The 21,314-nt window shown below is 48.7% G+C and carries 23 protein-coding genes; 12 read left to right on the forward strand and 11 right to left on the reverse strand.

Annotated elements, in window-relative coordinates:
• The first annotated feature begins 36 nt into the window (after positions 1-36).
• Together G6N79_RS11955 and G6N79_RS11960 are read left to right on the forward strand one after the other, a co-directional pair.
• Positions 37-330, forward strand: coding sequence for a YgaP family membrane protein (locus G6N79_RS11955; RefSeq protein ID WP_103906450.1), 294 nt, complete (start codon positions 37-39; stop codon positions 328-330).
• Positions 331-400: 70 nt separating this feature from the next.
• Positions 401-1,084: an SIR2 family NAD-dependent protein deacylase gene (locus G6N79_RS11960; RefSeq protein ID WP_103906322.1), complete on the forward strand. Its 684-nt coding sequence runs from the start codon at positions 401-403 to the stop codon at positions 1,082-1,084.
• A gap of 185 nt (positions 1,085-1,269) precedes the next feature.
• On the opposite strand, the gene G6N79_RS11965 is transcribed toward G6N79_RS11960, so the two are convergent.
• Both G6N79_RS11965 and gdhA read right to left on the reverse strand, forming a co-directional pair.
• Positions 1,270-1,515 (reverse strand): hypothetical protein, encoded by a 246-nt coding sequence (locus G6N79_RS11965; protein ID WP_103906449.1) that lies wholly within the window; start codon positions 1,513-1,515, stop codon positions 1,270-1,272.
• Positions 1,516-1,629: 114 nt separating this feature from the next.
• On the reverse strand, positions 1,630-2,967 hold the full coding sequence (gdhA, locus tag G6N79_RS11970; protein WP_103906321.1) for an NADP-specific glutamate dehydrogenase: 1,338 nt from the start codon (positions 2,965-2,967) through the stop codon (positions 1,630-1,632).
• A gap of 106 nt (positions 2,968-3,073) precedes the next feature.
• Here gdhA and G6N79_RS11975 point away from each other — a divergent pair, with 106 nt between their 5' ends.
• Positions 3,074-4,096 carry a D-cysteine desulfhydrase family protein gene (locus G6N79_RS11975; protein WP_103906320.1) on the forward strand — a complete coding sequence of 341 codons (1,023 nt, stop codon included), beginning with the start codon at positions 3,074-3,076 and terminating at the stop codon, positions 4,094-4,096.
• A 40-nt stretch (positions 4,097-4,136) separates the two neighbouring features.
• Entirely contained in the window at positions 4,137-5,036 is a 900-nt protein-coding gene (locus G6N79_RS11980) for a sugar phosphate isomerase/epimerase family protein (RefSeq protein WP_103906319.1), read from the forward strand.
• Positions 5,037-5,123: 87 nt separating this feature from the next.
• Here G6N79_RS11980 and dnaJ read toward each other — a convergent pair whose 3' ends face one another.
• From dnaJ to G6N79_RS12005, 5 genes are all read right to left on the reverse strand, one after another.
• On the reverse strand, positions 5,124-6,275 hold the full coding sequence (dnaJ, locus tag G6N79_RS11985) for a molecular chaperone DnaJ (RefSeq protein WP_103906318.1): 1,152 nt from the start codon (positions 6,273-6,275) through the stop codon (positions 5,124-5,126).
• Positions 6,276-6,285: 10 nt separating this feature from the next.
• Positions 6,286-6,804, reverse strand: a complete 519-nt coding sequence (locus G6N79_RS11990; protein WP_317046376.1) for a nucleotide exchange factor GrpE — start codon at positions 6,802-6,804, stop codon at positions 6,286-6,288.
• 136 nt (positions 6,805-6,940) lie between these two features.
• Positions 6,941-7,624 (reverse strand): cell division ATP-binding protein FtsE, encoded by a 684-nt coding sequence (locus G6N79_RS11995; protein ID WP_103906316.1) that lies wholly within the window; start codon positions 7,622-7,624, stop codon positions 6,941-6,943.
• A 7-nt stretch (positions 7,625-7,631) separates the two neighbouring features.
• Complete coding sequence (locus tag G6N79_RS12000) at positions 7,632-7,835, reverse strand: fructose-6-phosphate aldolase (protein WP_103906315.1); 204 nt, start codon at positions 7,833-7,835, stop codon at positions 7,632-7,634.
• A gap of 60 nt (positions 7,836-7,895) precedes the next feature.
• Complete coding sequence (locus tag G6N79_RS12005) at positions 7,896-8,912, reverse strand: acyl-CoA reductase (RefSeq protein WP_234993197.1); 1,017 nt, start codon at positions 8,910-8,912, stop codon at positions 7,896-7,898.
• Positions 8,913-9,072: 160 nt separating this feature from the next.
• Between G6N79_RS12005 and G6N79_RS12010 the strand changes: the two genes are divergently transcribed.
• On the forward strand, positions 9,073-9,423 hold the full coding sequence (locus tag G6N79_RS12010; RefSeq protein WP_103906313.1) for a 4Fe-4S dicluster domain-containing protein: 351 nt from the start codon (positions 9,073-9,075) through the stop codon (positions 9,421-9,423).
• A gap of 166 nt (positions 9,424-9,589) precedes the next feature.
• On the forward strand, positions 9,590-11,086 hold the full coding sequence (locus tag G6N79_RS12015; RefSeq protein ID WP_103906312.1) for a dicarboxylate/amino acid:cation symporter: 1,497 nt from the start codon (positions 9,590-9,592) through the stop codon (positions 11,084-11,086).
• Between the two features lie 141 nt (positions 11,087-11,227).
• Here G6N79_RS12015 and G6N79_RS12020 read toward each other — a convergent pair whose 3' ends face one another.
• From G6N79_RS12020 to G6N79_RS12035, 4 genes are read right to left on the reverse strand one after another with little or no spacing between them, the layout of a single operon-like run.
• The gene (locus G6N79_RS12020; RefSeq protein WP_103906311.1) at positions 11,228-12,037 is read right to left on the reverse strand and encodes a phosphate ABC transporter ATP-binding protein; all 810 of its coding nucleotides are present in this window, start codon (positions 12,035-12,037) and stop codon (positions 11,228-11,230) included.
• The gene (locus G6N79_RS12025) at positions 11,992-12,846 is read right to left on the reverse strand and encodes a PstA family ABC transporter permease (protein ID WP_103906310.1); all 855 of its coding nucleotides are present in this window, start codon (positions 12,844-12,846) and stop codon (positions 11,992-11,994) included. The genes G6N79_RS12020 and G6N79_RS12025 overlap by 46 nt, the downstream gene beginning before the upstream one ends.
• Complete coding sequence (gene pstC, locus G6N79_RS12030; RefSeq protein ID WP_103906309.1) at positions 12,843-13,739, reverse strand: phosphate ABC transporter permease subunit PstC; 897 nt, start codon at positions 13,737-13,739, stop codon at positions 12,843-12,845. Before pstC ends, G6N79_RS12025 begins: the two co-directional genes overlap by 4 nt.
• Complete coding sequence (locus G6N79_RS12035; protein ID WP_103906308.1) at positions 13,723-14,703, reverse strand: PstS family phosphate ABC transporter substrate-binding protein; 981 nt, start codon at positions 14,701-14,703, stop codon at positions 13,723-13,725. The genes pstC and G6N79_RS12035 overlap by 17 nt, the downstream gene beginning before the upstream one ends.
• Positions 14,704-14,872: 169 nt before the next feature.
• On the opposite strand from G6N79_RS12035, the gene G6N79_RS12040 reads away from it, so the two are divergent.
• Genes G6N79_RS12040 through G6N79_RS12065 form a run of 6 tightly spaced genes read left to right on the forward strand, consistent with a single transcriptional unit; the run spans position 14,873 to position 21,198 of the window.
• Positions 14,873-16,978 (forward strand): HEPN domain-containing protein, encoded by a 2,106-nt coding sequence (locus G6N79_RS12040; protein ID WP_103906307.1) that lies wholly within the window; start codon positions 14,873-14,875, stop codon positions 16,976-16,978.
• 11 nt (positions 16,979-16,989) lie between these two features.
• Positions 16,990-17,760: a uroporphyrinogen-III C-methyltransferase gene (gene cobA / locus G6N79_RS12045; RefSeq protein ID WP_103906306.1), complete on the forward strand. Its 771-nt coding sequence runs from the start codon at positions 16,990-16,992 to the stop codon at positions 17,758-17,760.
• Positions 17,757-18,350 (forward strand): precorrin-2 dehydrogenase/sirohydrochlorin ferrochelatase family protein, encoded by a 594-nt coding sequence (locus G6N79_RS12050; protein WP_103906305.1) that lies wholly within the window; start codon positions 17,757-17,759, stop codon positions 18,348-18,350. The genes cobA and G6N79_RS12050 overlap by 4 nt, the downstream gene beginning before the upstream one ends.
• Positions 18,334-19,032, forward strand: a complete 699-nt coding sequence (locus G6N79_RS12055) for a phosphoadenylyl-sulfate reductase (RefSeq protein ID WP_103906304.1) — start codon at positions 18,334-18,336, stop codon at positions 19,030-19,032. Before G6N79_RS12050 ends, G6N79_RS12055 begins: the two co-directional genes overlap by 17 nt.
• 11 nt (positions 19,033-19,043) lie before the next feature.
• The gene (gene cysD / locus G6N79_RS12060; protein ID WP_103906303.1) at positions 19,044-19,934 is read left to right on the forward strand and encodes a sulfate adenylyltransferase subunit CysD; all 891 of its coding nucleotides are present in this window, start codon (positions 19,044-19,046) and stop codon (positions 19,932-19,934) included.
• Positions 19,935-19,956: 22 nt separating this feature from the next.
• Positions 19,957-21,198 carry a sulfate adenylyltransferase subunit 1 gene (locus G6N79_RS12065; protein ID WP_200818790.1) on the forward strand — a complete coding sequence of 414 codons (1,242 nt, stop codon included), beginning with the start codon at positions 19,957-19,959 and terminating at the stop codon, positions 21,196-21,198.
• The last annotated feature ends 116 nt before the right edge of the window (positions 21,199-21,314 follow it).

Consider the following 21,314-nt stretch of genomic DNA (forward strand, 5'->3'; position numbering starts at 1 on the left):
GAGCGTTTATAGGATAAGGTTTAAATAATGACAAATATGAGCGGTATATTAAATTTTGCAATTGATAAGGTAAAAACAAAGTTGGATGAATCCTGCGAATATGGAAACTTAGGTACATCGGAACGTATTCTATCGGTTATAGCTGGTGGTTTTATTATCGGTATGGGAGCACGTAAGTTGTTCTCCAGCCCGTTGACCGCTATTTCCGGATTGACACTCGGTGGTGCATTGGTATTCAGAGGCGTTACTGGCTCGTGTCCGATCAAGGAGGCGGTTGAAGGTAAGCAACCAGATGCTACCGTTGTTGAACATAGGTATTTTGTGAAATAACAATTTCACAACACATTTTTAAAATCGGTTTCATAACTTATGGAACCGATTTTTTTTAATTCAAGATTTTATGAAGAAGATAGTCATATTTACGGGAGCTGGCATTTCCGTGGAGAGCGGTCTGCCGACTTTCCGCGGGACGGATGGACTTTGGGAAGGCCATCGTGTGGAAGATGTTGCGACCCCCGAAGCTTGGGCGCGAGACCCCGACCTGGTACAGGAATTCTATAACCTACGGCGCAAGAACTGTATTGCCGCCCAACCGAACAAAGCCCATCTGGCATTGGCGGCACTGGAAAAAGACTACGATGTCCATATCATCACGCAGAATATCGATGACCTGCATGAGCGCGCCGGCAGCACTAAGGTGCTGCACCTGCATGGTGAAATACGGAAGTCGCAATCCTCGTTGGATCCTAATCTGGTCTATGCTATCGCGGGGGATGAAATTCGCAAAGGTGACCGATGCGAACGTGGGTCACAGTTGCGTCCGCATGTGGTGTGGTTCGGGGAGGCGGTGCCCAATATGGTGCCGGCCTACAAACTGGCGCAGGAAGCAGATGTCTTCGTGACCATCGGGACATCCCTGCAGGTGTATCCGGCGGCCAACTTGATTTATGAGACAAAACCCGATTGCCGACTGATCCTGATTGACCCCAATGCCGATGAATATCGCGTGCCACCTGTGGTGACAAAAATTTCCGAAAAAGCATCGGTAGGCGTGGATTATTTGGCGGATTTACTAGCCAAATAATATTTTTAACAAATGTGTATATGCATATTTATCAGTTAATTATAAAAAATATATAAAGTATAACTTTTAATTAAAGTGATGGTTTAATCCAAATAAAAGCCTGAAACAAAATAATATTTTGTTTCAGGCTTTTTAAATTATTAATGCTATTATATTCAGTGTTTTATCACATTTAAATCAACTGTTTATTGATATTTGTTGTAGGTATCTATAATTGCGGTTCTCATCTGGCCAAAAAGACCAACGACCTGCTGAATGAATTCTTCATCGAGCATTTCGAATACCCCATTGATACCGCCGACCACATCGGCCTCGGCTAATTTATAGGATTGTTCCAATGTGCCCTGTTCGAATTTGATGATAAATTTTTGATTCATACCAAAGATGGTAATCTTGCAATCTGGGTGGGGTAACTCTGCTAATACACGCATATTAAAAATTTTTATGATCAAGGATCTGCCTACCAAAACTGAAATGTTGGCGGCATAAAAAAGTTCCGACCATGCTGGCCGGAACTCCAAAAATATAAATTATAACCAATATAATTACACGACACCTTGCGCCTTCATGGCTTCGGCTACTTTGATGAAGCCGCCTATGTTGGCACCTTTGAGATAATTGACATAGCCATTGGGCTCTTTTCCGAAACGAACACAGGTCTTGTGGATGTTTTCCATGATCAACTTCAACCGATGGTCTACTTTTTCAGGAGACCATTGCTGCCCGATCGCATTCTGGGACATCTCCAATCCGGATACCGCAACACCACCTGCATTGGCGGCCTTGCCCGGTCCAAAATGGATTTTTGCCTGGTGGTAAACTTTGATGGCTTCCGCCGTGGATGGCATATTAGCGCCTTCGGCCACGATCGTACAGCCATTCTTCACCAGTTTCTTCGCGTCAGCTTCATTGATTTCATTCTGTGTAGCACAAGGCAGGGCTATATCGCACTTAAATTGCCATGGATTTTCCTTCGCATGGTAGCTGGCAGTTGCCGGATACTTTTTGGCGTATTTGGCCAAATCTCGGCCCAGCGTGCCTAGATAGATCAGCTTTTCGATAGTGAACCCATCCTTATCGTAGATAGTTCCCTGGCTATTGGAAAGCGTAATGACCTTGGCGCCCAGCTGGATTGCCTTTTCGGCTGCGTAGTACGCCACATTTCCCGCGCCGGAAATCGCGACGGTCTTGCCTTCGATAGATTCGTTGTTGTAGTCCAATATGCATTGTACAAAATAGAGTAGGCCATAGCCCGTAGCTTCCGGACGGATATAGGAACCGCCCCATTGGATGCCTTTGCCGGTCAGGACGCCTGTAAAGTTGTTCTGCAAGCGTTTGTACTGTCCGAATAGGTAACCGATCTCACGCGTGCCAACACCGATATCACCGGCAGGAACATCCGTTTCTGGACCGATGTGGCGCTGCAGCTCCGTCATAAAGCTCTGGCAGAAGCGCATGATTTCCGTATCGGATTTGCCTTTTGGGTCAAAATCCGAACCGCCCTTACCGCCGCCGATCGGAATTCCCGTCAGACTGTTCTTAAAGACCTGTTCAAATGCCAAAAATTTCAATATGCTCAGGTTCACATCCGGAGCAAAACGAAGACCGCCCTTATACGGGCCGATCGCGGAATTCATCTGCACCCGATACCCACGGTTTACCTGAATCTGGTGCTTATCGTCAAGCCAAGCTACACGGAAGGAAACGACACGTTCCGGTTCCACCATGCGTTCCAAGATCTTCAGGTCAATGAAATCACTGCGATGCTCGATCACATAGGGAATCAAATCCTCAACCACTTCGGTGACAGCTTGTAGAAATTCAGGTTCATTGGGATTCCGCTGGTCTACAAGTTTGATGAAATTCTTAAAATTAAGGGACATTTATTATTAAATATTTATTTGAACTACCGCAATATTACCAAAAATATCATAAAAATACCAATTATTTGTGTTTTTAATTAATGCATTGTATTCTTTAACTTTACGTATGAAAACAATTTCTGCATTCGATTCCCATATGGAGCAGGTCGGCTATGGTCGTTTATCGCTCCTGCAACAGGTCAGTCCTTTGGTACATCTCCGGCAGCTGAGTAAGCGTATCGGAACAGACATTTATATGAAGCGCGATGACCTGACAGATTTGGGACTAGGAGGAAATAAGCTGCGGAAATTGGAGTACCTGCTTGCGGAGGCCAAGAAACAGGGCGCCAACCGGATCATAACCGTAGGGGCAAGGCAGTCCAACCATGCTAGGTTAACAGCCGTGGCTGCACGCATGGCAGGGTTCACGGTCGATTTGGTACTCAAGAATGCCGTCCCTCAGGATACGGAAGATTATCAACTCAACGGCAATATCGTGTTGGATAATATTGTCGATGCACGCATCTATGAAATTCCAAATGACGGCACGGCATCCGCATATATCAGTTCCCTCATCAAACATTATGAAGAAGCAGGTGACCGGGTATATTTCATTCCGGTAGGTGGATCCAATAAGGTCGGCGGTTTTGGCTATGCACGTGCAGCCTATGAGATCGTGGAGCAATGCCGCTTTTTGGATTTGGATTTCACGAAGATTGCCTTGGCTACAGGATCTGGCGGCACCCACGCCGGTTTACTTGCAGGCTATCACCTGCAGGATCGAGCAGATGTACGCATCCAGACTTACAACGTACAGATCGATCGGGAGCCGTTGCTTACGGAGACACAGACCATCTATCAACAGATTCTGGCGGAATTTGCCGCAGGTTCCAAAACAGATATGGGAAGCATACAGGTGAGCAATGCCTATGTGGGCGAACAATACGGTATTCCATCCCCAGAAACACTGGAAACCATCAAATTATTGGCACAAACAGAAGGTATTTTCTTGGATCCCGTTTATACGGGCAAGGCTTTTGCCGGTATGCTGGGCGATATCAAAAAGGGGTTGTTTACAGCAGGGGAGCCCATCCTCTTTATTCATACCGGTGGTATTCCGGGAATTTTTGCTTACAGCAATTGGTTTTAATTTCCTATTTTAGAGACATCAACCTATTGCCAATCGATTTATGCACCGAAAAGAATTTTTAAAATCACTAGCACTCTTGACCGGTACGGCCCTCACTGCGGATGCATTTGCGGGGTTAACATCACCCATTCAAGCAAGCCCGTATAAAAAAGGAATCAGTTATTACATGATCAAGGAAGAGCTCTCCGTTTTGGATAAGTTTAAATTGGTCAAGGATCTGGGGTTCGATGGCATTGAATTCAATACCCCGCTGGAAGTCCCGATGAAGGAGATCCTGTCGGCGCGCGACAAAACGGGAGTAGCCATACCTAGCACGGTCAACAAGGACCATTGGAACAAGCCACTATCGGATCCCAATCCCGAAAACCGCAAATTCATCGTTGAGTCCATTGGTCGTTCCCTACAGGAGAGCAAGGAAATGGGGGCCGATACGGTTTTGGTCGTTCCTGGTGTCGTAAGTGAGCAGGTCAGTTACAAAACGGCATTTGCCAATGCCCTGGAGAGCGTTCGGAAACTCATTCCTTATGCCGAGAAAACGGGGGTGCGGATCGGGCTGGAAAATGTATGGAACAATTTTATCCTGAGTCCGATGGAAGCGCTGGCTTTTCTGGATGCGATAGACCATCCGATGGTAGGCTGGTATTTCGACCTGGGGAATGTGCTGCGCTATGGCTGGCCTGAACATTGGCTGGAAGTGCTCGGTGAACGGATTTTCAAGCTGCATGTCAAGGAGTTCAGTCGCAAGATCATGAATGAGGAAGGCATGCGTAAGGGATTTTCCGTTGAATTGGGCCAGGGCGATGTCAATTGGCCGGTGGTGATGAAAGCCATCCAGGCATCGGGGTATAAAGGGGAGTACCTAACTTTGGAACTCGGCGGTGGTGATCGAACTTATCTCGAAAAGGTATCCCGACAATTGGATATTATCCTCCTGAATTAGGGGAGAAGGACATAAAAAAACACCGGTAATCGAAAGATACCGGTGTTTTTGCATACCTAATAGGTAAGTATTCATTAAATAAACAAATTATTCGAAGTATTCCTTGATGCGCTCAAAGAATGATTTTTCGCTTTTTCCAGGTTGAGGTTTGAAGTTTGCTGAACCTTTCAGTTTTTCCAACAATTCCTTTTCCTCCTTTGAAACCGTTTTTGGCGTCCATACATTCACGTAAACCAGTTGGTCACCCTTGTGGTAGGAGTTCACCTCCGGCACACCTTTACCTTTCAGGCGCAAGATCTTGCCACCCTGTGTTCCAGGTTCGATCTTGATCTTCGCCTTTCCATCGATGGTCGGTATTTCTACGCTGGTTCCCAGCGCTGCATCGGCAAAATTCACGTACAGGTCATAGATGACATTGATGCCATCGCGTTTCAATGTTTCGTGCGGCACTTCTTCCACCAGAATGATCAGGTCTCCAGGGATTCCGCCGCGCGGCGCTGCATTCCCTTTGCCACTCATGGACAGCTGCATGCCTTCGCTTACCCCTGCAGGGATATTGATGGAGATGGTTTCTTCGCCATTCACCAAACCTTCGCCTTTACAGCTAGTACATTTTGCGGTGATCTCAACTCCTTCACCATTACAGGTCGGACAGGTGCTGGTGGTCTGCATCTGGCCAAGGATCGTATTGGTGACACGACGGACCGCTCCGCTACCGCCACAGGTATTACAGGTGTGGTAGGAATTCTTGTCTTTCGCGCCAGAACCGTCACAGGTGCTACATTTCACCTTTTTGTTGACTTTCACTTTCTTCTCTACACCCTTGGCAATTTCTTCCAGCGTAAGCTTTACTTTGATGCGCAGGTTGGTTCCGCGTTGCACGCGACGGCCGCCACGTTGGCCGCCGCCACCGCCACCGAAGAAGCTCTCAAAAGGGTTGCCACCACCGAAGATATCCCCAAATTGACTGAAGATATCCTCCATGTTCATGCCGCCACCGCCATAGCCCGAAGCAGAGTTCCCCGAATGACCGAATTGGTCATAACGACGACGTTTCTCCGCATTGCTCAAAATCTCATACGCTTCGGCAGCTTCCTTGAATTTGTCCTCCGCTTCTTTATCACCAGGGTTTTTATCCGGGTGATACTTGATCGCTAGCTTTCGGTAGGCAGTCTTGATCTCTGTCACCTCAGCTGTCCGGCTTACGCCAAGGACATCGTAATAATCTCTTTTTGACATGGTATTAATCTTATTGGCCTACAACAACTTTGGCAAATCGAATCACGCTATCGTTCATCAGATAACCTTTTTCGATCACATCGATTACTTTATTCTTTAAATCGTCCGAAGGTGCAGGGATGGAGGTAATGGCTTCCTGGAATTCAGGGTCAAAAGGCTGACCGATGACATTGATTTCCTTAACACCAAGTTGGTCCATTGTTTTTTGCAGTTTATTGTACACCAAATCAACGCCCTGTTTTACCGGGTCATCGTTCGGGATATCTTTCATGAACCCTAAGGCGCGATCAAAATCGTCCAATACAGGCAATAATTTGATGATCACGTCCTTGCCAGCCGATTGTAGCAATTCTACTTTCTCTCTGGAGGTCCGTTTCTTATAGTTGTCGAATTCCGCAAATAGACGTGCATATTTGTCATTTGCTTCTTGCAGTTGGTTTGTCAGATCTTGGGTCTCGGTAGAAGTGTTCTCTACGTGCTCATCCGAATTGAATTCCGGGTCTTGCATATTCTCGTTTTCGTTCATCATCGCTCTGATAGGTATTAATTACACTTATGAGATGCGTAGCAACAATTTTGTTGCCAACACAAAAAATCCGACATGCTGTCAGTATTTCCGAAGACGTACTGGCAAATATGTCGGATTGTAAATTTATTGTCAGCCTTTAGATGCTGACATTGTCATGCAGGCCTCCATCAGCAGTCTTCAGGATACGTGCAGGCATGTTTCTGATAATTTGGTAATCATGTGTGGCCATGAGTACAGCCGTTCCGGAAGCGGCGATATCGCGCAGCAACAGGACGATTTCCTCGGAGGTTGCCGGATCCAGGTTTCCTGTCGGCTCATCCGCCAGGATGATCTCCGGATTGTTCAGCAAGGCACGGGCAATCACCACGCGCTGTTGCTCACCACCCGATAGCTCGTGTGGCATTTTCTTCAACTTGGAGCGAAGACCTACTTTTTCAAGTACATCAACGATCCGGTTCTCAATCTGCGCACGCTCGCGCCAGCCCGTCGCACGTAGCGCGAACTCCAAGTTCTTCTCTACGGTACGGTCGTTCAATAAATGGAAGTCCTGGAATACAATGCCCAATTTACGGCGTAGGAAGGGAACATCGTTCTCGTGGAGCTTCTTCAGGTCAAAGCCTGCCACCATGCCCTCGCCGTTCGCAATGTACAGGTCACCATAGATGATTTTCAATAAACTACTCTTACCAGAACCTGATTGACCGATTAAATATAAGAATTCGCCCTGCTCGATATCCAAATTGACATTGGATAGCACCAGGTGCTTCTGTTGGTATATTTCTACGTTCTTCAGCTTGATAACGGTATTTGTTTCTCTCATGGTTCTTTTATAGTTCAATTTTTTTTATCTGGCCAAAAGGAAGTTCCCGGACAATATCCATGATATAGTCCGCTTTATCTCCTAAGCCAATCTTGTCTAATGATTTGTCTGGTCTATCTACGCGGAAATAAGCCAAAAGTGTGAATGCATCGTCGCGCAATTGCACATAATCTGGAATCTTCGCCACACCTTTCACCTTAATAACATACATAGTCAAACAAAATTATAATTTTTTACGAAATCCCAATGATATAACGTTAATAAATGCGATTTATTGGTTCGCCACTAGAAAAGCCAAGGTATCCACATTATCGGCATAGTCGTCCAAAGCCGGGCATTGGCTGTTCCCCAACGCGAATACCGGAGATTCAACTCCTTGCAGGTCCATTTCCGTAGTTACGCATTGGATTTCTTCGCTATGCGAATTGATGTATTCCTTCACGTCCTGGATGTTCTCGTAATAGGCATAATGCACCACGGCAAGGGGAGAGGCCAGGGCATCATCCTCCTTCAACAGCAAAAAGCCATTGTCGAAATGCACATTCTTATTGATCAGGTAGATGGATTTATTGAAATCGTAGTTGTTGTTGTACTTGAAGTGATCCTTGATGGGATGGAAACTTTCCAACTGATCGAATAGGTGCGGAATGGAGTATGCTTTCGGTAGGAATATTTTGGATACGGAGCGGCAGCCCAATCCGAAATAGTCAAAGATATCGTGTCCCAGGGCTGTCAATTGTTCAGGCGTTTCCTGACCGGAAAGAACCGCCAAGGAGTTTCTGTTCTTGCGGATAATGTGTGGGTATTTGCCGAAGTAATGTTCGAAGTACCGGGCGGAATTGTTGCTTCCCGTCGCAATGACCAGGTCGAAATTTTCCAGGCGCTCCACCAGTTTTATCTTTTCCCTAAATTGGGGTTCGATTTCTAGGAGTTTATCGAGAACAAAATTGGTCAGTCCGGCATCGTCGGATGAGGTTTTGATCATGGCGGTAAATCCAGCGAGCAGCACGGTCATGATATCGTGGAAGCCCACCAATGGGAGGTTTCCTGCCAGGACAAGACCTACTGTTTTCGGAACATCCTGCTGGGGGGCATTTGCGAGCCACTGTTCCAATTTTGCAGCAGTCAGGTTGCCGGCAATCGCTTGGAATTGCTGCAGCACATTTGCACGAGTATACCAGGGGTTCTTTGTCGATACGGCATGTAAAATAGGGGATTCCGCTCCTTCGGCCGAAGCGAGGAAGGACCCAAGTTTAACGAAGGCATCTATTCTCTGTTGTAGGATCAAAATCTTGCTATTTAGAATTATTCTCTTATTATTTTGCTGTATATTTGCCATCTCAAAGTAATTAACTACTAAATTTATATACTTTTTTTTCGGAGAATATGGCAATAGTAGTACCTTTGAGAGTGCAAAATTAGTTTATTATTTTATTGTAAGGACATAAATGGCAATTAAAATTACTGATGAATGTATAAATTGTGGGGCTTGCGAACCAGAATGCCCAAACAATGCAATTTATGATGCAGGTGTAAGCTGGAAGTTTTCAGATGGTACCGCCTTGGAAGGTGTTATTGATTTCGGTGATGGCGTTACTCTTGATGCGAGCGAATCCCAGGATGCGATCTCCAACGAGGTCTATTATATTGTTTCGGATAAATGTACGGAGTGTGTCGGTTTCCATGACGAGCCGCAATGTGCTGCCGTTTGTCCGGTGGACTGTTGTGTGGAGGATGAGGACGTCGTGGAATCAGAAGACGAACTATTGGCGAAGAAAGCTTGGTTACACGCTGAATAAGCGGATATACGATATTTCCCGAAAAGGGGTTGGTCTACGCCAACCCCTTTTTATTTTCGGTAAACCGAATTGAAGACCGTAATAAATTTGGTTTCCACGGCGATTTTTTTATTTTTGTTGGTCGAAAAACAAGAAATGAAATATATAATAACCCTAATAAATCTTCATGTCTAAAAAAACTACGGGATACGTATTATTACTAACCATTGCGATAGCCTCCGTTATTACCTTGCTCTATGAGTTCGATCTAGTTGCCGTTCCACCCGCAGTCATGATGGCTGTCCGTTGGATTACCGCAGCGGTTCTGATATGGAATGCCATTGTTCGCAAGGGCCTGACCACGTGGATCCTGACCTGTATGGTGCTGGGTATCTTTGTGGGTCTTGATTTTCCGGATGTGGCCAAGGCGCTGCAGCCCCTCAGCCAAGGATTCATTAAATTGGTGAAGACCATCGTCGGTCCGATCCTATTCTCCACGTTGGTGTTCGGTATTGCTGGCCATTCAGATCTTAAGCAGGTCGGTCGTATGGCTTGGAAATCCATGCTGTATTTCTTTTGTGCAACCACGTGTGCGATATTTATCGGTCTGGCGGCCATCAACCTGACAAAAGCAGGGGTCGGCATCGATATTGAGCACATGCCACACGAGGAATTGCCACAGACGTCAGCGGTATCCGATACGGATAAACTGGCGCTGGAGCATATCGATGAGAGTGCACATTGGCTGTACAAATTCACCTCCTTTTTCCGTGATACTTTCCCGGAAAATATCGTGAAATCAGTCTACGAAAATAAAGTTCTGCAGATCGTCGTGTTTGCCGTCATCTTCGGTATCGGCTTGGCGATGGTGGATGAGAAAAAGCGAAAACCCTTTGTGGACTTCACGGAGTCCCTCTCGGAGGCCATGTTCAAGTTCACCAATCTGGTGATGCTCTTTGCGCCGATCGGTGTGGGGGCAGCGATGGCCTATACCGTCGGTCACTTGGGGGTCGACATCCTCAAGAACCTGTTTATGCTCTTGGCAACCCTTTACCTGGCCTTGATTTTCTTCCTAGCTGGGGTATTGCTGCCTGTAGCACTTTACTTAAAGATCCCGATCAAGGAATTTATCAATGCCATTAAGGAACCTGTATCGATCGCTTTTGCGACAACAAGTTCCGATGCGGCTTTGCCTAAGGCCATGAGTGCGATGGAGCGCTTCGGTGTGCCGCGGAAGATCGTATCTTTCGTTATCCCGACGGGCTATAGCTTCAACCTGGACGGTACATCGCTGTACCTTTCTTTGGCGTCGATTTTCGTGGCGCAGGCCGCTGGAATTCACCTGTCTTTCGGACAGCAGCTCCTGATTGCCTTTACCCTGATGATCACCTCCAAGGGGGTCGCTGCCGTACCGCGTGCATCACTGATCATCCTGATTGCTACCGCCGATCAATTCGGTCTGCCGGTATTCGTCATTGCCGCCATCTTGGGAATCGACGAATTGATGGATATGGCCAGAACATCCGTGAATGTCATCGGTAACTGTTTGGCAACTGTTGTGGTCGCCAAGTGGGAAGGGGAATTCGATGAAACCGCACCGTTCCGAAAGGATCACGACGAGGACGGCATCGAAGAAATCGTGGAAACCATTGAGGAAGGTCCTGAAGGCGAAACACGATCCTAAACAAAAAAATCAAGCACATGCCTTGCAGGCATGGAATACAAAACATACAAATAGGGCGTTTATCGCCCTATTTTTTTCTATTTGCTGTGGTACATTTTGAATTTCAATCAAGTAATAGCATTAAAACGCCATAAACTTTCCCTACGAAATAAACCCTTTCACATATTGTTTGGTCAGTTCATGTTGTGGATTCAGGAGGATTTCCTCGGACGGTCCGAATTCCACGACTTCCCCTTGATACAGGAATAGGATGTAATCGGATACGCGTCTTGCCTGCCGCAGGATGTGGGTCACCAGCACAATGGTATATTCCTGCTTGAGCTGGATGAGCAGGTTTTCGATGACCTGTGTGGAGATCGGATCCAGGGCGGAGGTCGATTCATCGCCAAGGATGATCTCGGGTTCCACCGCCAGCCCTCGCGCCAGACACAGGCGCTGCTGTTGGCCAATGGACAGTTTTCCAGCCGAGCTGTGCAGCCTATCCTTAACCTCATCCCACAGGCCGACGTTTCGCAATTGCCGCTCAACGATCTGCTGCAGGGCTTTCTTGTCCCGTAGGCCATGGATCTTCGGTCCGTACGCAATGTTATCGAAGATGGACATGGGCAGCGGAAAGGGTTTCTGTGATAGGAGACCCATTTTCTTACGGATATGGGTGACCTCGGCATCGGCACCATACAGGTCCTCGCCATTGACCAGCACAGAGCCTGAAACCTGCACCTCCGCCGAATCATCCATCAGCCGGTTGAGGGTCTTCAATAACGTGGTCTTCCCACAGCCTGACGGGCCAATGATGGAGGTGATGCAGTTGTTGGGGATCTCCAGGTTGATACCCTTGAGAATGTGCTGTCCCTCCACATGGACATGCAGGTCCCGTATCTGTATATGTGGGGTTGCCTGAAGGATTATCCCCGGTTTTTTCGCTGTTTCGATGCTAGGTATTGCGTACATATTACGATTGATAAAATGATAAATGTTAGGATCAGTGCGGATGCATAGGCGCGGCCCTGCACCTCTGGAATAGGACTGCTGAGCTGGAAGAATATCGCCAATGGCAGTGTTGCCGTCGGCTCATCCAGGTAGACGGGAATGTTGTCGCTGAAGCCTGTGGTCAACAGGACGCCGGCCACATCGCCAATGGCGCGCCCGAAGGCCAATAATATGGCCGTGAACAGGCCGGGTTTGATGTAGCTGAGCATAACCTTGGCCGATTCCCAGCGTGTGGCACCCAGGGATTTGGTGATCTGGTTGAGCTCGGCGGGGATGGTCTGCAGCAGCTCATCGAGCGTACGCACCACGATCGGGATCGTCAGCAGGGTGATGGTGATTACGCCCCCCAGCAGGGACGCCCGCACACCCAGCCAGATCATGATGCTGAAGGCGATGGCACCATAGACTATCGATGGAATGCCGAACAGCACGTCAAAAATCAGTTTGGCTGTTTTGGCCAAGGTAGAACCCTTCTTCACGTACATGTTCAGGTAAATGCAGATGGGAATACCGATCAGGACCGCCAATAGGGTGGACAATCCTGCCAGATAGAGCGAGCCCAAGATGGCATTCAATATTCCCCCATCTTTACCGATATAAAATCCGCCCTTTGGCGTTTGGGTGATCATATCCAAGGTCAGGTGCGGCAAGCCTTTGTACAGGATCGTGCCGATAATGAAAAATAGCGATCCGGTAATCAGGATTCCGGAGAACTGCATCAGCAGCTTCGCAATTTTCTCTTTGCGCAGTCGTTTCTTGATGCTACTCATATCTTTTCTACCTCCATTTTACGTAATATGCCCCGTGATAATAGGTTAAAGCCCAGGATAATGACGAACAGCAGCAATGCAGCTAACATCAAAGCGGAGTCATACAGCGGGATGGACATCATTTCTCCGAAATTATTGGCAATGAGTGCCGGCAGCGGGTATCCCGCATCAAAAATAGATTTGGGGATCTGCGGTATATTCCCACAGACCATCAAGACGGCGATGGTTTCGCCAAATGCTCGCGACACCGCCAGGACGATGGCTGCCATAATCCCCGGACGGGCTTTCTTCAGGACCACATGCTGGATGGTTTCCAGGCGGGTGGCGCCCAGCGAGAGGGAAACGGACCGCAGCTCTGCCGGAATGGTCTTCAGGACTTCCACCATGATGCTGACCATGATCGGGAAGATCATCACCGCCAGTACGATACCACCGGAAAAAACGGAGTAGCCACTGCTGCTGACGCCGAAGATGGGGGCAACATAATCGCTGATGATCGGCACCACGAACAGTACTCCCCAGACACCGTACAGCACCGGAGGAATCGCCGCCAGCACATTAACCAGGGGCAGTACCAGTGCGCGTAATCGCTTGGAGCCATATTCCACGAGGTAGACCGAGGCTGCCAGGCATAGGGGAACCGCAATGAATAAGGCAATCACCGTGACCCATACCGTCCCCATAATGAAGGACAGGAAGCCAAAGCGGCCTTTCATCGGCGCCCAAATACTCGTTGTGAGCACCTCCCAGAGGGAAACCTCCGAAAGCAAAGGACTGGATTTGATGCTCAACCCAACCAGGATGGCTAAGATGACCAACAAGCTGACGGCCAGAAAGGTGCCGGAAAGGTGCTTGATCACGCGATCTGTTGCTAATCTATAATTCACGGGCATGTATTTTGTTGTTTTCTTCTTCAATCTTTTGCTTGTCCAACGGGACAAATCCATTCTCCAGCAGGTATGCCTGCTGTTTTTCGGTCATGACAAAGCGTACAAATTCCTCCAGGAGTTTGGATGTATGCTGTTTATTCAGGACGAACATCAGTTCGCGAGCAGGTGGAGCAGGGTATTTCCCGGTCGCCACCGCTCGGGTCAGACTGTCCAAGTGTGTATAGCAGGATTCGGCAGGTTCGATGGATCCATTGCCGTTTATATCCAGGGGCAAGGGCACAATGTGTTCGCTCGGCCTCTTGCTCTTCAGGTCGTAGATGTAATTGATGTTGTTAAAGCCGATGGCCAGGGGGTGGTCCTTAATGGCCTGCGCCAACCCCGGGTCACCAAATATACCGATGCCCTGCAGGTCCTCTTGGCTGGCACCCAGGTATTTCGCCCAAGTCTCCGCAGCGCCTGCAGCATCCGATCGGACATATACCTCGATCTGCTCATCCACAAATCGCGCATCCAATTGTTTCCAGGTCTTGATCGTTCGGGTCAGGAAAATTCCCTTGAGCTCTTCTTGGGAGATGCCCCGAGCGAGCAGGAGATCGATATTGGGATGGGCGCTGTTCAGGCTGCCCAATACGGCGTCGTTCGCCACGACGATGGGCAGCGCACCGCGTTCGATCTCGATGGCATGCAGGTCCCGCGATACCAGGCCGATATCCACCATATTGGTCAGCACATCCGATATCCCTTTTCCGGCACCACCTGCGGAAATGTTAAAGCGAACATGCGGGTGAATTTTCTTGAAATCTTCTGCCCATAACACCGCCAATGGATAGAGTGCAAAGGCTCCGGAAATGGAAATTGTACCCATATATCCTTTCTCTTTATCAAACCCTTGTTCCACTTTCGGTGCGCAAGAATTTGTTGCAAAGAGCGATAGTATGCTGTAAATCAATTGTTTGTGCCTTTTCAAATGCCGTTGGTTTATTGTATAAAATCAATTACGACACAAATATATAGTAAATTGGTAGATATTATATAGTAATTAAATGAATTATTTATACATTTGTCAAGTCATCACTGACAATAACCTAATGGATAGGGGTAGTTATTACCTTTTTAATAAATTATAAAAAGAGAATATGCAGAGTTTTAGGACAGAATTGGAGAATCCGATCGTAGAACAGGAGATCATTGAACTGGAGCAGAAGATCCGTTCGTACCAGTCGGGCCAGGTTGCCGAGGAGAAGTTTCGCTCCCTGCGTTTGGCGCGCGGTGTGTATGGGCAGCGCCAGGCCGGCGTACAGATGGTCCGTATCAAGTTGCCGTTTGGTAAAGTCACGTTTCAGCAGTTGTTGAAGATTGCGTCCATTTCGGATGAATACGCAAGCCGCAACCTCCACCTCACGACGCGCCAGGATATACAGATCCATTATGTCAGCCTGGATAAGACACCGGAGCTATGGGCGAAGTTGGCTGCGGACGACATGACCCTGCGCGAAGCCTGTGGCAACACGGTGCGTAATGTCACAGCATCCGCTGCCGCCGGTATAGACCCCGAGGAACCGTTCGATGTCTCTCCATACGCGCATAAAACCTTTTCCTATTTCCTGCGCAATCCGATATGTGCCGAAATGGGCCGTAAATTCAAGATTTCCTTTTCCTCAAGCGACCGGGATACGGCATTTTCCTATATCCACGACTTTGGCTTTATCCCGAAGGTGCGTGTGGTGGATGGGGAGGAGCAGCGCGGATTCAAGGTCATGCTCGGTGGCGGGTTGGGGGCACAGCCCATCCTGGCCGAAGAGGTTCATGATTTTTTGCCCGAAGAGGACATTATTCCCTATATCGAAGCGACCCTACGTGTATTCGACCGCCATGGCGAACGCAACAATAGAAATAAGGCACGATTCAAGTTCCTGGTTCAGAAACTCGGCCTGGAAACGGTTCTACAGTTGATTGAAGCAGAGCAAATCGCCGTAAAAAATAAAAAAGTGCCGATCGATCGGGATGCTATCGAAGCTCCGGTACTCCCGAATGCTGCAATCCTTGCGGAATTGCCGGTAGATCCCTTGGCATTCGAACTGTGGAAATCCACCAATACTTTTGAGCAGAAACAAAAAGGCTTCTATGGCGCATACGCCAATATCCAGACCGGCGACATCTCGACCGAAAAGGCCCGCCTGCTGGTGGATGGGATCCGCGAACACGTGGCGGATGATATCCGTATCACCCAAGACCAGAACTTGCTCTTCAAATATATACGGGAAAGTTCATTGCCGGCTGTATACAATACCCTGCATCGGTTGGGCTTCGCCAAGCCGGGGTACAACAGTACCGCAGATATCACGACCTGCCCAGGTACCGACACCTGTAACCTGGGGATCTCCAATTCCACGGAGATGGCACGCGTCCTGGAAAACTATATCCACGAGTTCCATCGGGATTTCATCCAGGAAAGGGAGTTGAAGATCAAGATTTCGGGATGCATGAATTCCTGTGGTCAGCACGGGTTGGCCCATATCGGTTTCCATGGCAGTTCCCTCAAAGTGAATGGGCATGTGGTGCCCGCAGCACAGGTCATGATCGGCGGCGGCACCCTTGGGAACGGACAGGGGCGGGTGGCCGATCGTGTCATCAAGGTGCCGACGAAGAGAGTACTTCAGGTGGTGGATGTTATATTAGCTGATTTCAAGGCGAATAAGCAGGATGAACAACACTTTATAACATACTATGAACAACAGGGCAAGGACCATTTTTACCGGTTGCTGAAACCCCTGGCAGACCTGACCAACCTCACAGCGGATGAACACATCGACTGGGGACACGAAGAACGATTCGAGACAGCCATCGGTGTAGGTGAGTGTGCGGGTGTGGTGATCGATCTGGTGGCCACCCTGTTGCTGGAAGCCGAGGAAAAGGTGCAACTTGCCGAATTGGCACTCGAAAGGGACCAATATGCCGATGCCATCTACCATGCCTACAGTTCCTTTGTCTGGACGGCGAAAGCCTTACTGTTGGATAAGGGCATCAATGCATCGACGCAGACAGCTGTCATTCAGGAATTTGATGGGCAATATGTGGCAACAGGGGATTTCCAATTCCCAACGACCTTTGCCGATCGGGTCCTGCAGATCAACCGCTATGCCCCAGAATTGGAATTTGCCCGGGCGTATCTGCGGCAGGCCAAAGCCTTCCATGTGGAAGCCGCCGCACGGCGGGAAGCGTGGAGAACCGTAAACCTATAATGAAGAGAAACATGAAGAAGATACAACCCTTGGTTACCCTGGTCGGTGCCGGTCCTGGCGATCCGGAACTGATCACGTTGAAAGGAATAAAAGCCATTCAAGCAGCTGATGTGCTGTTATATGATGCCTTGGTCAATGAGGAACTCCTAGATTTGGCCAAAGCGGGCTGCACGAAGGTGTACGTCGGAAAGCGAGCCGAGCAATTGTCGACAGCACAGGATCAGATCAACCAATTGCTGGTGGATTATGCACTGACGCATGGGCATGTGGTGCGCCTGAAGGGCGGAGATCCCTTTGTGTTTGGCCGTGGCGGTGAGGAGATCGACTTTGTTCGGCAGTACGGCATTCCCACCGCGGTTGTGCCGGGCTTGTCGTCCTCAACGAGCCTCACCGGCCTGCAGCAGATCCCGTTGACCTACCGTGGAATCTCCGAATCCTTCTGGGTAATCACGGGTGCCACCCGCGAAGGGGTACTGTCGGAGGACCTGAAGACGGCCGCAAACAGCAACGCCACAGTGGTGGTATTGATGGGCTTCGCGAAATTGAAGCAGATCATCGCTCTTTATCAGGAACAGGGAAAAGGTGCATTGCCCATTGCCCTGATCCAGAACGGCTCCTTACCGAACGAACAGCTGGTTCTGGGGCATGTGGATGATATCCTGGATCGCGCAGCGGCATCCGCCATTGGCGTGCCTGCGATTATTGTGCTGGGCGAAGTCGTCGCCAAGCACCAGGCTTTCGAACAGATCAAAAACGAAATACAACAGCTCGCTTACGCATGAATACCCTTTTTCCCATATATGTCAAATTAGACCAGGTAGAGACCCTATTGGTGGGGGCAGGACCGGTGGGATTGGAAAAAATCCAAGCCCTATTGGCCAACTCACCCGCAGCACATGTCCAGGTGATAGCCGAAACGGTATCCCCAGAGTTTTACGCCTACATCCAAAACAGGACCAATGTCCGCGTGGCTATCCGATCCTTTCAGGCGGATGACCTGATCGGGAAGTCGTTGGTGATCCTGGCGACGAACAATCCGGAGTTGAACCTGTTCGTGCGTGCCCTGTGCATCGAACGTCACATCTTATTGAACGTGGCAGATAAACCAGCGCTCTGCGATTTCTACCTCGGTTCGGTGGTGCAGAAGGGAAACCTGAAGATCGGTATTTCCACCAATGGCAAATCACCGACCATGGCCAAGCGCATCAAGGAATTTTTGCAGGAGCTGCTGCCCGAGGAGATCGATGAGACCCTGGACCTGCTGTCGGACTATAGGAATCAACTGCGTGGCGACCTTCAGGATAAAATAAAAGTGCTTAATGCACATACTGCGGACCTTTTAAAACAGCAACGTTATGATCGAGCACATTAAGAAGGCGCTAAAAGGAGCGGATGCAGCGACCATTATCGCTTACATTCAATCGGAATTCGGCGGTAAGTCGGTATTTTCCACCTCCTTTGGAATTGAGGATCAGGTCATCACGCACCTGTTGGCTCAGGAAAAAGGGGAGATCGAGATCTTTACCCTGGATACCGGCAGGCTCTTTCCGGAGACCTACTACGTCTGGAACAGAACCCTGGAACTGTATAAGCTGCCGATCAGGGCATATTATCCCCAACGGGAAGCGCTGGAGGACCTGCTGAGCAGCAAGGGACCATCCAGTTTTTACCATTCGGTGGACGACCGAAAGGCTTGTTGCCATGTCCGCAAGATCGAACCCCTGCAGCGCGCGATTCAGGGCTACCAGGTCTGGATCACTGGGATCCGTGCCGAGCAGTCCCCGAATCGGGATCAGATGGATTTCGTGGAATGGGATGAGGTGAATCAGATCATCAAGATCCATCCCTTGTTCGATTGGTCGCTGTCGGATGTCGAGCAGTACCTGCGGACGAATTTTGTGCCCTATAATCCGCTGCATGACAAAGGATATATCAGTATCGGTTGCCAGCCCTGTACACGGGCGGTACAGGCCGGGGAAGATTTCCGGGCTGGAAGGTGGTGGTGGGAAGATAAGTCAAAGAAGGAGTGTGGTTTACATGTTACACATAAATAAAAGGTAGAACAATGGATTATTTAGATCATTTAGAGGCAGAGGCCATATATATTTTGCGGGAAGTGGCCGGGCAGTTTGAGCGTCCCGCGCTGTTGTTCTCCGGAGGGAAGGACTCCATTACGCTGGTCCACCTAGCGAAGAAAGCATTCCGTCCGGGCAAATTTCCATTCCCCTTGGTGCATATCGATACGGGACATAACTTTCCCGAAACGATTGCCTTTCGCGATTGGTTGGTCGAGCAGACCGGTGAACGCCTTATCGTAGGCTATGTGCAGGACAGTATCGATGCCGGTAAGGTTGTTGAGCAACGCGGAAAACATGCCAGCCGGAATGCGCTGCAGACGGTAACCCTTTTGGATACCATTTCGCAGCATGGATTCGATGCCTGCATCGGTGGTGCCCGCCGGGATGAGGAGAAAGCACGTGCCAAGGAGCGCATCTTCTCCGTACGAGATGACTTTGGCCAATGGGATCCTAAGCGGCAGCGGCCAGAGCTGTGGAACATCTTCAATGGACGCATCGAAAAAGGGGAGAATGTACGGGTATTTCCCATTTCCAATTGGACGGAGCTGGATGTATGGAATTACATCAAACGGGAGCAGATCGCCCTGCCCTCGATATATTTCAGCCACCACCGGGATGTGGTGCTGCGCAATGGCCAATGGATGGCCGCCGATCCGGCATTGCAGATCGATGCGGAGGATACGGTAGTACATAAGTCGGTACGTTTCAGAACAGTAGGTGACATGACCTGCACGGCAGCGGTAGATTCCGAGGCGACGGAAATTGATACGATCATTGCCGAGATCCGGGCGTCGACTGTGAGTGAGCGCGGTGCCAGGATGGATGATAAAGTCTCCGAGGCCGCCATGGAGGACCGCAAGAAACAGGGCTATTTTTAAACCGTTATTAAAAGAATCGAGCATGAACATACTGAAATTTATAACCGCAGGTTCTGTGGACGATGGCAAGAGTACCTTGATCGGCAGACTGCTCTACGATACGAATTCCATACTGGACGACCAATTGGAAGCCATCCAACAGGCCAACAGGAAGAACGACGATGGCACGATTGACTTGGCGATCCTGACCGATGGCCTCAAAGCCGAACGTGAACAGGGCATCACCATCGATGTAGCTTACAAATACTTCCAAACGGATAGGCGGAAGTTTATCATTGCCGATGCACCCGGGCATATCCAATATACACGCAACATGGTCACCGGCGCATCCAATTCCGATTTAATCATTATCCTGATCGATGCCCGCAAAGGGGTGATCGAGCAGACCAAAAGGCATTCCTTTCTCGCCAAGATCCTCGGCTTGCGTAAGGTATTGGTCTGTGTCAATAAGATGGATATGGTTGATTACGAACTGGCTGTTTACGAGAATATTAAGAACGATTACCTAAAACTGGCCGCTAAGTTGGAATTGCCTGATGTCGATTTTATTCCTGTATCGGCATTAAAGGGGGATAATATCGTGCAGAAGTCCGAAAGGATGCCTTGGTATCATGGCGCTTCGCTGTTGGATTACCTGGAAGAAGTTGATTTTGAGGAAGTTGAACAACAAGGCTGGCGTTTTCCGGTTCAATGGGTGGTTCGTCCGCAAAGTGCTGATTTACATGATTATAGAGGATATGCAGGACGCGTGTTAGGAGAGGGGCTACGGGTAGGGGAAGAAGTCCTGGTATTGCCGAACGGCTACAGATCGACCATAAAAGCGATCGAATTGGATGAAAAAAGCCTAAATGGAGCATCGGATGGTGCTTCGGTTATTGTCCATTTAGCGGATGACATCGATATTTCCCGTGGCGATTACATTGTCAGCGCAAAATATCCGGCAAAAACGGAGAAATCCATTGAAGCCAATATTTCATGGTTTGAGAATCGCGCACTTGATGTTGGCCAGGTTTATCTGTTGCAGACACACGCTAAGGTCAGCAAGATTAAGATTCCTGAGATCCTGTATACTTTTGATGTACACAGCCAGGAAAAATTGCTCGATCAGGAGATCGGTTTGAATGCAATTGGTCGCGTGCGTATAAAATCCGCGGATGAGATCGTTTTTGATGAACAACAGGATTTTCCGGCAAATGCCAGAGGAATTATTATTGATCCCAGAACAAATCTGACAGTAGCGGCCGTGCTGTTTCAATCAGCCTGAGAAAATATAACATTTTTAATTGACTGTAGTAGGTCCCGGTATGTATAATGGCATTCCGGGATATTTTGTTTAAAAAGGATTATAGTGCAGGGATAAGGGGATGTCCTGCACTAATC

The organism is Sphingobacterium lactis (genome assembly GCF_011046555.1).
In the GTDB taxonomy this organism is placed as follows: domain Bacteria; phylum Bacteroidota; class Bacteroidia; order Sphingobacteriales; family Sphingobacteriaceae; genus Sphingobacterium; species Sphingobacterium lactis.

What these genes read in the sequence shown, in the direction of transcription:
- G6N79_RS11955 (WP_103906450.1), top strand. Translation starts at nt 37, where the DNA reads ATGAGCGGTATATTAAATTTTGCAATTGATAAGGTAAAAACAAAGTTG.
- G6N79_RS11960 (WP_103906322.1), top strand. Translation starts at nt 401, where the DNA reads ATGAAGAAGATAGTCATATTTACGGGAGCTGGCATTTCCGTGGAGAGC.
- G6N79_RS11965 (WP_103906449.1), bottom strand. Translation starts at nt 1,515, where the DNA reads ATGCGTGTATTAGCAGAGTTACCCCACCCAGATTGCAAGATTACCATC.
- gdhA (WP_103906321.1), bottom strand. Translation starts at nt 2,967, where the DNA reads ATGTCCCTTAATTTTAAGAATTTCATCAAACTTGTAGACCAGCGGAAT.
- G6N79_RS11975 (WP_103906320.1), top strand. Translation starts at nt 3,074, where the DNA reads ATGAAAACAATTTCTGCATTCGATTCCCATATGGAGCAGGTCGGCTAT.
- G6N79_RS11980 (WP_103906319.1), top strand. Translation starts at nt 4,137, where the DNA reads ATGCACCGAAAAGAATTTTTAAAATCACTAGCACTCTTGACCGGTACG.
- dnaJ (WP_103906318.1), bottom strand. Translation starts at nt 6,275, where the DNA reads ATGTCAAAAAGAGATTATTACGATGTCCTTGGCGTAAGCCGGACAGCT.
- G6N79_RS11990 (WP_317046376.1), bottom strand. Translation starts at nt 6,804, where the DNA reads ATGATGAACGAAAACGAGAATATGCAAGACCCGGAATTCAATTCGGAT.
- G6N79_RS11995 (WP_103906316.1), bottom strand. Translation starts at nt 7,624, where the DNA reads ATGAGAGAAACAAATACCGTTATCAAGCTGAAGAACGTAGAAATATAC.
- G6N79_RS12000 (WP_103906315.1), bottom strand. Translation starts at nt 7,835, where the DNA reads ATGTATGTTATTAAGGTGAAAGGTGTGGCGAAGATTCCAGATTATGTG.
- G6N79_RS12010 (WP_103906313.1), top strand. Translation starts at nt 9,073, where the DNA reads ATGGCAATTAAAATTACTGATGAATGTATAAATTGTGGGGCTTGCGAA.
- G6N79_RS12015 (WP_103906312.1), top strand. Translation starts at nt 9,590, where the DNA reads ATGTCTAAAAAAACTACGGGATACGTATTATTACTAACCATTGCGATA.
- G6N79_RS12020 (WP_103906311.1), bottom strand. Translation starts at nt 12,037, where the DNA reads ATGTACGCAATACCTAGCATCGAAACAGCGAAAAAACCGGGGATAATC.
- G6N79_RS12025 (WP_103906310.1), bottom strand. Translation starts at nt 12,846, where the DNA reads ATGAGTAGCATCAAGAAACGACTGCGCAAAGAGAAAATTGCGAAGCTG.
- pstC (WP_103906309.1), bottom strand. Translation starts at nt 13,739, where the DNA reads ATGCCCGTGAATTATAGATTAGCAACAGATCGCGTGATCAAGCACCTT.
- G6N79_RS12040 (WP_103906307.1), top strand. Translation starts at nt 14,873, where the DNA reads ATGCAGAGTTTTAGGACAGAATTGGAGAATCCGATCGTAGAACAGGAG.
- cobA (WP_103906306.1), top strand. Translation starts at nt 16,990, where the DNA reads ATGAAGAAGATACAACCCTTGGTTACCCTGGTCGGTGCCGGTCCTGGC.
- G6N79_RS12050 (WP_103906305.1), top strand. Translation starts at nt 17,757, where the DNA reads ATGAATACCCTTTTTCCCATATATGTCAAATTAGACCAGGTAGAGACC.
- G6N79_RS12055 (WP_103906304.1), top strand. Translation starts at nt 18,334, where the DNA reads ATGATCGAGCACATTAAGAAGGCGCTAAAAGGAGCGGATGCAGCGACC.
- cysD (WP_103906303.1), top strand. Translation starts at nt 19,044, where the DNA reads ATGGATTATTTAGATCATTTAGAGGCAGAGGCCATATATATTTTGCGG.
- G6N79_RS12065 (WP_200818790.1), top strand. Translation starts at nt 19,957, where the DNA reads ATGAACATACTGAAATTTATAACCGCAGGTTCTGTGGACGATGGCAAG.